8 protein-coding genes are annotated in these 9743 nt (G+C 60.1%); 5 read left to right on the top strand and 3 right to left on the bottom strand.

Annotation, left to right across the window (positions count from 1 at the left end; all coding sequences use genetic code 11):
• Positions 1–204: 204 nt before the first annotated feature.
• Positions 205–2016 (bottom strand): IlvD/Edd family dehydratase, encoded by a 1812-nt coding sequence (locus tag AGR13A_RS15545; RefSeq protein ID WP_051796065.1) that lies wholly within the window; start codon positions 2014–2016, stop codon positions 205–207.
• 520 nt (positions 2017–2536) lie between these two features.
• On the opposite strand from AGR13A_RS15545, the gene ytfQ reads away from it, so the two are divergent.
• The 5 genes from ytfQ (at position 2537) to AGR13A_RS15570 (ending at position 7974) form a co-directional block, all read left to right on the top strand.
• The gene (gene ytfQ / locus AGR13A_RS15550; RefSeq protein ID WP_080837286.1) at positions 2537–3496 is read left to right on the top strand and encodes a galactofuranose ABC transporter, galactofuranose-binding protein YtfQ; all 960 of its coding nucleotides are present in this window, start codon (positions 2537–2539) and stop codon (positions 3494–3496) included.
• Between the two features lie 181 nt (positions 3497–3677).
• Positions 3678–5201, top strand: coding sequence for a sugar ABC transporter ATP-binding protein (locus AGR13A_RS15555; RefSeq protein ID WP_080837289.1), 1524 nt, complete (start codon positions 3678–3680; stop codon positions 5199–5201).
• Complete coding sequence (locus AGR13A_RS15560) at positions 5201–6244, top strand: ABC transporter permease (protein ID WP_167377630.1); 1044 nt, start codon at positions 5201–5203, stop codon at positions 6242–6244. Before AGR13A_RS15555 ends, AGR13A_RS15560 begins: the two co-directional genes overlap by 1 nt.
• Positions 6241–7221, top strand: coding sequence for a galactofuranose ABC transporter, permease protein YjfF (gene yjfF / locus AGR13A_RS15565; RefSeq protein ID WP_080723026.1), 981 nt, complete (start codon positions 6241–6243; stop codon positions 7219–7221). Before AGR13A_RS15560 ends, yjfF begins: the two co-directional genes overlap by 4 nt.
• 18 nt (positions 7222–7239) lie before the next feature.
• Positions 7240–7974, top strand: a complete 735-nt coding sequence (locus AGR13A_RS15570) for a FadR/GntR family transcriptional regulator (protein WP_035220762.1) — start codon at positions 7240–7242, stop codon at positions 7972–7974.
• A gap of 42 nt (positions 7975–8016) precedes the next feature.
• Here the strand turns inward: AGR13A_RS15570 and AGR13A_RS15575 are convergent, their stop codons facing one another.
• Positions 8017–9288 (bottom strand): glycerate kinase type-2 family protein, encoded by a 1272-nt coding sequence (locus AGR13A_RS15575; protein ID WP_080837299.1) that lies wholly within the window; start codon positions 9286–9288, stop codon positions 8017–8019.
• 4 nt (positions 9289–9292) lie between these two features.
• Positions 9293–9646 (bottom strand): DUF1304 domain-containing protein, encoded by a 354-nt coding sequence (locus tag AGR13A_RS15580; RefSeq protein WP_080837302.1) that lies wholly within the window; start codon positions 9644–9646, stop codon positions 9293–9295.
• Positions 9647–9743: the final 97 nt, after the last annotated feature.

The raw sequence follows: 9743 nt of genomic DNA on the forward strand, positions 1-9743 counted from the left end.
GGTTCCCCCTCATCCGACCCTTCGGGCCACCTTCTCCCCGGCGGGGAGAAGAAAAGTGTGGCAACCTCGCACCCTATCCAAATCCCAGCAACCAATTGACCGGTTACGACATCTCGGTTGGACGCGAGGATTATATAAAAGGCATTTCAGCCCCGGGGATAAACCCGAGGCTGACGAGAAAAGCGTAAGTGCCGCGCCCTTGCTTCAGTGGTTGTCGCGCGGCAGGCCCTTGGTCTGGGCAATGCGCTGATACTTCACGGCCGGTTCCAGAACCGCTCCGGTTTCCATCTGGCTGACGATGCCGCGCTGGATTTCCTGCCATGGTGTCTGGTGATCGGGGAACTTGTAACCGCCCTCGGCGGAAAGCGCCTCATAACGCTTGGCCAATTCCTCACCGGAAATCAGAATATCGGCCTTGCCGCGGCCCACATCGATGCGGACGCGATCACCCGTCTGCAGAATGGCGAGACCGCCGCCTGCCGCCGCTTCCGGGGAAGCGTTGAGGATGGACGGGCTGCCCGACGTGCCGGACTGACGACCATCACCGATGCAGGGCAGCGAATTGACACCTTCCTTCAGAAGATAATCCGGTGCGCGCATGTTCACCACTTCCGCCGCGCCCGGATAACCGATCGGGCCTGCGCCACGCATGAAGAGGATGGTGTTGGCATCGATCTTCAGCGACGGATCGTCGATGCGGTGATGGTAGTCCTCCGGACCGTCGAACACCACGGCACGGCCTTCGAAGGCTTCCGGGTCGTTCGGATTGGAGAGGTAACGGTTGCGGAATTCTTCCGAGATCACGCTGGTCTTCATGATGGCGGAGGAGAACAGGTTGCCGCGCAGAACACGGAAGCCGGCGCGCTCCTTGAGCGGCTGCTCATAGGGACGGATGACCTTCTCGTCTTCGATGATCGCGCCACGGCAATTGTCACCGATGGTCTTGCCGTTGACGGTCATGGCGTCTTCCATGATCAGTCCCTGGGTCATCAGCTGGTTCACGACGGCAGGAACGCCACCGGCATGGTAATAATCCTCGCCGAGATATTCACCGGCCGGCTGCAGGTTGACGAGCAGCGGCACGTCTTCGCCATAGGTCTGCCAGTCATCCACCGTCAGCTCGACGCCGACATGGCGGGCAAGGCCGTTCAGATGGATCGGCGCATTGGTGGAGCCGCCGATGGCCGAATTGACGCGGATGGCGTTGATGAAGGCGTCCTTGGTCATGATATCGGAAGGCTTCAGATCTTCCTTGACCATTTCGACGATACGCAGGCCAGTGAGATAAGAGACCTCCTGACGGTCGCGGTAAGGCGCCGGAATGGCGGCGGAGCCCGGAAGCTGCATGCCGAGCGCTTCGGCAAGCGAGTTCATGGTCGTCGCCGTGCCCATGGTGTTGCAATAACCGGTGGAGGGAGCCGACGAGGCAACGAGCTTGACGAAGCCCTGATAATCGATCTCGCCCTTCGCCAGCAGTTCGCGCGCCTTCCAGACGATGGTGCCGGAACCGGTGCGTTCGCCACGGAACCAGCCGTTCAGCATGGGGCCGACGGACAGGGCGATGGCCGGAATGTTGACGGTGGCCGCCGCCATAAGACAGGCAGGCGTGGTCTTGTCACAGCCGATGGTCAGAACGACGCCATCGAGCGGATAACCATAAAGCACTTCCACGAGGCCGAGATAGGCAAGGTTACGGTCAAGACCCGCCGTCGGGCGCTTGCCGGTTTCCTGGATGGGGTGAACAGGAAATTCAATCGCGATGCCACCCGCTTCACGAATGCCTTCACGCAGGCGGTTCGCCAGCTCCAGATGGTGGCGGTTGCAGGGCGAAAGATCCGAGCCGGTCTGCGCAATACCGATGATCGGGCGATCGGACTGAAGCTCGGCCTGGCTGAGACCGAAGTTCATGTAACGCTCGAGATAAAGCGCGGTCATATCCGCATTGGCGGGGTTGTCGAACCACGCGCGCGAACGAAGCTTGCCTTGAGTTGCAGGCAGATTGTCGGATTTGGTCATTATGCAGGTCTCCAGCCGGAAGTGGCCAACGGTAAAATATTACGAAATGCGACAAGCTTATGTTGTGCGCAAGGAAAATGGAATCAGCTTTCGGAGATCACGCATAACCGACAGAGCCGGCGCAGACGAGTGGATCGGGGCCGTTCTTCGGCTTTAGCCGAATATTTTTCGGTGCTTACCACCATACCGGCACTTCTCAACGGTCTCTTCCTCCCTGCTTTTCCGGGTTACGACCGGCCGCTGGCCGGACATTCCCTCACAAGCTGACTTTCTTATTTATATTACTATTTGACGTCACCATGGGCTGTCAAGCTGGGAGGCCGTACATTTCAGGTGCATTTCGGCATCGGAAGTCAGTAAAAAATGGACACATAAGCCGTTGATTCATCATATTTTATGACAAATATCGATAAAATCGGCATTTCTCTAATTACGAAATGGCTAAAAAATCACTTTTCAAGAGTATTACTATATGCTCATAGTGTCGCCGTCACGCTGACATCATCTCTGGGAGGATAAGATGAGAAAAGCTCTTGCGGCATTCACTGTCGCCGTATCCGCATGCCTTGCATCCAGTGTTTCCGCGCAATCGCTCACCGTCGGCTTCTCGCAGATCGGTTCGGAATCCGGCTGGCGTGCAGCCGAAACCACCGTCACCAAACAGCAGGCCGAAAAGCGCGGCGTCACGCTGAAATTCGCTGACGCTCAGCAGAAGCAGGAAAACCAGATCAAGGCCGTTCGCGGCTTCATCGCGCAGGGCGTCGATGCGATCCTGATTGCGCCCGTCGTCGCCACCGGCTGGGATGCGGTGCTGAAGGAAGCCAAGGAAGAGAAAATCCCCGTCATCCTGCTCGACCGCCAGATCGAAGCGCCGGATGATCTTTATCTGACCGCCGTAACCTCCGATCAGGTGCACGAGGGCAAGGTTGCCGGTGACTGGCTGGTCAAGGATGTCGGCTCCAAGGACTGCAAGGTCGTGGAATTGCAGGGCACGACCGGCTCTTCGCCCGCCATCAACCGCAAAAAGGGCTTCGAAGAAGCCATCGCTTCCCACGCCAATATCAAGATCGTGCGCTCGCAGACGGGTGACTTCACCCGCACCAAGGGCAAGGAAGTCATGGAAAGCTTCATCAAGGCCGAAGGCGGCGGCAAGGATATCTGTGCCGTCTATGCCCATAATGACGACATGGCCGTCGGCGCGATCCAGGCGATCAAGGAAGCCGGCCTGAAGCCCGGAACCGACATCAAGATCGTCTCCATCGACGCCGTGCCAGACATCTTCAAGGCCATGGCGGATGGCGAGGCCAATGCGACGGTGGAACTGACACCCGACATGGCAGGCCCGGCCTTCGATGCGCTCGAAGCCTATCTGAAGGACAAGAAAGCGCCTGCTAAGTGGATTCAGACCGAATCCAAGCTCTACACGGCATCCGACGACCCGATGAAGGTTTACGAGGCGAAGAAGGGCCTGGGGTACTGAGCCGTTTCTTTTGGTAATTAAACGAGGACGAAAGCTCTCTCGCCCCGGCACAGAATGAACGCGTATTGAGCGAGCGGATGCCGCTTGTTTCTTCTCCCCGCCGGGGAGAAGAAAACCAGCCGCCACCTACGCGCTCATTCCACCCTTGATACGAGACCCATTTCGATACGGAAACTACTCAATGTCCGAAACGGCACCACTTCTGGAAGCACGCGCCATCGGCAAATCCTTTCTCGGGATCACGGCGCTGGACAATGTCGATTTCTCGCTCCGGCGCGGTGAAATCCACGCATTGCTCGGCGAAAACGGCGCGGGCAAATCGACGCTGATCAAGATACTGACCGGGGTTTATCACCGCGACAGCGGTTCGATCTTTCTGGAAGGCGCAGAGATTTCGCCCGCCAATGTGGGCGAGGCGCAGGCGCTCGGCATCGGCACGGTCTATCAGGAAGTGAATCTTCTCGAAAACCTCACCGTTGCCGAAAACCTGTTTCTCGGGCGCCAGCCGCGCCGCTTCGGACTGATTGACCGCAGCACGATGCAGAAGAATTCGCAGGCGCTGCTTGCCCAATACGGACTTTCCATCGACGTCAACGCGCTTCTTTCCAGCTATTCCGTGGCCATCCGCCAGATCATCGCCATTGCCCGCGCCGTCGATCTTTCCGGCAAGGTGCTGGTGCTGGACGAGCCGACCGCCAGCCTTGATGCCCATGAAGTCGAGATGCTGTTCGGCGTCTTGAGAAACTTGCGCGCCCGCGGCATCGGCATCGTCATCATCACCCACTTCCTCAATCAGGTCTATGATATCGCCGACCGGGTGACGGTGCTGCGCAACGGCCGCCTTGTCGGCACCCGCGATATCGGCAGCCTGCCCCGTTCCGAACTGATCTCGATGATGCTCGGTCGCGAGCTTCAGCACATTACCCACGACCATCAGGCGACCGAAGATACGGTTGCCGAGGGCGAGCCGCCGATCCGTTTCGAAGGTTATGGCAAACGCGGCAGCATCGCGCCCTTCGATCTCGGCATCCGGCCGGGAGAAATCGTCGGCGTCGCCGGTCTCCTTGGCTCCGGCCGAACCGAAACCGCCTTCCTGCTGTTCGGCATCGACCGGCCCGATACCGGCACTGCGATGATCGACGGAAAGACGGCGGCGATTTCGTCTCCTGAAGCCGCCATCACCGCCGGGTTCGGTTTCTGTCCGGAAGAGCGCAAGACCGACGGCATCATCGGCGACTTTTCCGTCACCGACAATATCGCGCTGGCGCTTCAGGCCCGGCAGGGCTGGGCACGGCCACTCTCGCGCCGGCAGAAGGCGGAACTGGCCGAAAGCTTCATCAAGTCACTCGATATCCGCCCGGCCGACCCCGACCGGCCGATCAAATTCCTGTCCGGCGGCAATCAGCAGAAGGCCATTCTGGCGCGCTGGCTCGCCACCCATCCCCGGCTGCTGATCCTCGACGAGCCGACACGCGGCATCGATATCGGCGCGCATGCGGAAATCTTGAAAATGATCGAAAAACTCTGCAGCGAGGGCATGTCGCTCGTCGTCATCTCTTCGGAACTGGAAGAGCTTACCGCCGTTGCCCATCGTGTCGTCGTGCTGTCCGACCGCCGCCATGTCAGCGAATTGAAGGGCGGCGAAGTGACCGCCGACAACATCATGCGGGCGATTGCAGATGCGGCAAAAACGGAGGCGGCATGATGGCAGCAGTGACACGACGCCTGAAAAGGCTCGCTCCTCAGCTTGTCGCACTGTTCGTCATTCTGGCAGCGATTACAATCGTTTCGCCGGGTTTCCTGCATGTCTCGTTCCAGAACGGCAGGCTCTATGGCAGTCTGGTGGATATTCTCGTGCGCGCCGCACCGGTTGCGCTTTTAACCATCGGCATGACGCTGGTCATCGCCACCAAGGGCATCGATCTTTCCATTGGCGCCGTCATCGCCATCTGCGGCGCGGTCGCGGCCACGCTCATCAGCAATGGCCATTCCATTCCCTCGGTCATCGTCATTTCGCTTGCGGTGGGCATTGCCTGCGGGTTGTGGAACGGCGTGCTGGTTGCCCTTCTCGACATACAGCCGATCATCGCCACGCTGATCCTGATGGTGGCGGGACGCGGCATCGCCCAGCTTATTACCGAAGGTGTCATTCTCACCTTCAACAATGACAGCTTTTCCGCCATCGGCTCCGGCTCGTTCGCAGGCATTCCACTGCCCGTCATCATCTGGGTGGCGGCCGCACTGCTGATCGGCCTTCTGGTACGCAAGAGCGCACTCGGCTTCCTGATCGAGGCGACCGGCATCAATCGCCGCGCCGCAGCCTTGGCCGGCGTCCGGGCCCGCTTCCTGCTGTTCTTCGTTTATGCGGTTTCTGGCCTCTGCGCCGCCATCGCCGGCATGATCGTCACCGCCGATATTCGCGGCGCGGATGCCAACAATGCCGGGCTGTGGCTGGAGCTGGACGCGATCCTTGCGGTGGTCATCGGCGGCACCTCGCTGAATGGCGGGCGCTTCTCCATCACCGCCTCGCTGATCGGCGCGCTGATCATCCAGACCATCAATACCGGCATTCTCGTCTCGGGCTTCCCGCCGGAATTCAACCTCATCATCAAGGCCGGCATCATCATGGTGGTGCTGACGCTGCAATCGCCGGCGATCATGACGGTGTTGGGCTTCGTGAAAGCGCCCAAGCCACACGCTAAACCGGCCGCCTCCAATGGCATGACCAAGGAAGGAACCGCGCGATGATCCACAGCCGCAACCTGCCCTTCCTCACCACGCTGACAATCTTCGTCATCGCCTATCTGCTGTGCGTGCTGCAATATCCGGCAATCCTGTCGACACGGGTGATCGGCAATCTCTTGACCGACAATGCCTTTCTCGGCATTGCGGCTGTCGGCATGACCTTCGTCATCCTGTCTGGCGGCATCGATCTTTCCATCGGTTCGGTCATCGCCTTTACCAGCGTCTTCGTCGCCGTGATGGTCGGCACCTATAATATCCATCCGCTGCTCGCCTTCGCCATCGTGCTGGTTGTCTCGACATTGTTCGGCTGCCTGATGGGGGCGATGATCCGCTTCCTCGCCATCCCGCCCTTCGTGGTAACGCTGGCGGGCATGTTTCTGGCACGCGGCGCGGCTTACCTCATCTCCACCCAGTCCGTGCCGATCTCGCATCCCTTCATCGATGCGATACAGGGTTTTTATTACCGCTTCCCGGGCGGCGGCAGGCTGACGGCGCTGGCCATGCTGATGCTTCTCGTCTTTGCCGCCGGCATGCTGATCGCCAGCCGCACCCGCTTCGGGGCCAATATCTATGCGCTGGGCGGCAACCCGCAATCGGCCGAACTGATGGGTGTGCCGATCGGGGCGACGACCATCGGCATCTATGCGCTTTCCGGCTTTCTCTCCGGCCTCGCCGGCATCGTCTATACGCTCTACACCTCATCGGGCTATTCGCTGGCGACGGTCGGCGTTGAACTCGACGCCATCGCCGCGGTCGTGATCGGCGGGACGTTGCTAACGGGCGGCACGGGGCTGGTGGCGGGCACCTTCATCGGCCTACTGATCCAGGGGCTGATCCAGACCTATATCGTTTTTGACGGAACGCTTTCTTCCTGGTGGACGAAAATCGTCATCGGCGTGCTGCTTTTCGTCTTCATCGTGTTGCAGCGCGCAATCATCTGGTATTCAAACAGGAGACTGGCCGGACCGCATCCGGCATAATTGCAAACGGAGGCTTGCTTGGGGCTGCTCGAAACAACGATAAGCGGACGAAAACGCCGGAACAGCCACGCCCATGTGGTCTCCGAACTCGGCAGCGCCATCGTTTCAGGCAGAATAGCGGAAGGTTCGCTCTTGCCCAATGATGCCGAACTGTCGCTGCGTTTCGGCGTTTCGCGCACCGTGCTGCGCGAAACCATGAAGACGCTGGCGGCCAAGCGCCTCGTCGAACCCAAGGCCAAGGTCGGCACCCGCGTTCTCGACCGTTCGAGCTGGAACTTCTTTGATCCCGACGTGCTGGGCTGGCGCTGCGAAGCCGGGATAGATGAGGAATTCGTCACGCATCTGGCGGAAATCCGCCTCGCTCTCGAACCGGCCGCGGCCGCCGCTGCGGCCCTGCAGGCCTCGAATGACGATATTGTTTCCCTTTACGTGATCGCCGCCAAATTCGACAATCCGAAACATACGCCGGAAACCATCGCCAAGGTCGATCTCGAATTTCACCTTGCCGTTGCACACATGTCCGGCAACCCCTTCATGCGTTCGGCAAGCGGGCTCATCGAAGCAGCGCTGGCCATTTCTTTCCAGCTTTCATCCCCCGCAGCCTCGCCCGGCACCATCGCGGAGATTGCCTCCAATCACCTGCGCATCGTGCACGCCATAGCGGCACGGGATGCCGATGCCGCCGTGAAAGCCATGCGCCATGTGATCGAGGTCGGCAAGGACCGGACGCAGAAGGCGATCAAGGCGCCTTGAGGTCGCCGTACCGCCCTCTCCCCGCGAAGAAGGTCCCACCTTTCACCCGATCAGGATCGCCCTGATATCGTTTACATTCGTCAGCGTCGGCCCCGTCACGACAAGGTCTCCGGCTGCATTGAAAGCCGTGTAGCTATCATGGTTCACGAGTGACTGGCGCGGATCGACGCCGGCATTGCGTATGCGGACAAGCGTATCCGGCGTCACCATCGCACCCGCCGCATCCTCCACGCCATCTATGCCGTCACTGTCGCCGGCAATGGCCCATATGCCGTCTGCGCCCTTCAGCGTCAGCGCAAGGCTCAGCAGGAATTCCGTATTGCGACCACCCTTGCCGGCCGGCCCCTTGCCGATCGTCACTGTGGTTTCGCCGCCGGAAAGCAGTACGGCCGGGCCTTTGACCGGCAGGCCCTTGCGGCTGGCGGAAAGAGCGATACCGGCCATGACAGCGCCGACATCTTTTGACTCGCCTTCCAGCGAATCTCCGAGGATGAGCGGCGTCAGCCCGAGCTTTACGGCCTCATCCGCCGCCGCCTGCAGGGCGAGCGAGGGGGCTGCGATCAGCCGGATATCCTCTTCGATATCACCTGCTTTCGGTGTTTCCTCACCCTTTTCCAGCACCATGCGCACCGTTTCGGGAAGATCGAGCGCATAACGGGAGACGATTTCCCGCACGGTTTCAATATCGCTCGGATCTGCAACCGTCGGGCCGGAGGCGATTTCGGACGGGTCGTCACCCGGCACATCCGAAATCAGCAGCGAAACAACCTTGGCCGGCCTTGCGGCCAGCGCCAGCCGTCCGCCCTTGATACGGGAGAGATGTTTGCGCACCGCGTTCATTTCGGAAATCGTCGCACCGCTGGCCAAAAGGGCACGATTAACGGCCATCTTGTCGGCAAGCGTCATGCCTTCGGCAGGTGCCACCATCAGCGCCGAACCGCCGCCGGAAATTAGCGCGATCACCATGTCGTCCGCCGTCAGCCCCTCAACGGCGGCAAGAATGCGTTTTGCCGCTTCCGCGCTTTTATCGTCAGGCACGGGGTGCGAGGCCTCGATGATCTCGATGCGTGTGGTCGGGGCGGCATGGCCGTAACGCGTCACCACCACACCGGAGAGATCGACATGCGGCCATGCCGCTTCAAGCGCGGCGGCCATGGCGGCCGAAGCCTTGCCGGCGCCCACCACCACACATCTGCCCTTGGGCGGGGAAGGAAGATGGTGTTGCAGCACCTTTGCGGGATCGGCGCTCGCGACGGCGGCCATGAATATGCGGTTGAGAGCGTCTCTTGCGGACGTGTCGTTCCATGCGCTCATCGGTTCATACTCCGATCCAGAGGAAGCCGAGCGCGAACAATGCCGGCAATGCCTGAATGAACAGGATCTTCATATTGGCTGTCATGGCGCCGAAAATACCGGCCACCAGAACGCAGGTGAGGAAGAACACCTTGAAACTCAGCCCTTCATCGCCCTGCATCAGCCCATAGATCAGCCCCGCCGCCAGAAACCCGTTATAAAGGCCCTGATTGGCGGCCAGCACTTTCGTCTGCCGGGCAAAATCCGCAGAAAGGCCGAAGGCTTTGCGGCCAGCGGGCTTTTCCCACAGCAGCATTTCCAGAATGACGATGTAGATGTGGATGGCCGCAACCACGGCAATCAGAATGCTGGCGATCATGGGCGGCTTTCCTCCAAAAACCTTGAGGTCCTGCCTCGGTCGTCTTCATGCGAAAACAGACGGCCGGCCGGACAATTCCGTTTTAGCGGCGGCACGC

The organism is Agrobacterium genomosp. 13 str. CFBP 6927 (assembly GCA_900012615.1).
Taxonomy (GTDB): Bacteria; Pseudomonadota; Alphaproteobacteria; order Rhizobiales; family Rhizobiaceae; genus Agrobacterium.

Bases quoted from the DNA above. Each gene is read 5' to 3' on its own strand.
- yjfF (WP_080723026.1), top strand. From the start codon at position 6,241: ATGATCCACAGCCGCAACCTGCCCTTCCTCACCACGCTGACAATCTTC.
- AGR13A_RS15580 (WP_080837302.1), bottom strand. From the start codon at position 9,646: ATGATCGCCAGCATTCTGATTGCCGTGGTTGCGGCCATCCACATCTAC.
- AGR13A_RS15545 (WP_051796065.1), bottom strand. From the start codon at position 2,016: ATGACCAAATCCGACAATCTGCCTGCAACTCAAGGCAAGCTTCGTTCG.
- AGR13A_RS15555 (WP_080837289.1), top strand. From the start codon at position 3,678: ATGTCCGAAACGGCACCACTTCTGGAAGCACGCGCCATCGGCAAATCC.
- AGR13A_RS15575 (WP_080837299.1), bottom strand. From the start codon at position 9,288: ATGAGCGCATGGAACGACACGTCCGCAAGAGACGCTCTCAACCGCATA.
- AGR13A_RS15560 (WP_167377630.1), top strand. From the start codon at position 5,201: ATGGCAGCAGTGACACGACGCCTGAAAAGGCTCGCTCCTCAGCTTGTC.
- ytfQ (WP_080837286.1), top strand. From the start codon at position 2,537: ATGAGAAAAGCTCTTGCGGCATTCACTGTCGCCGTATCCGCATGCCTT.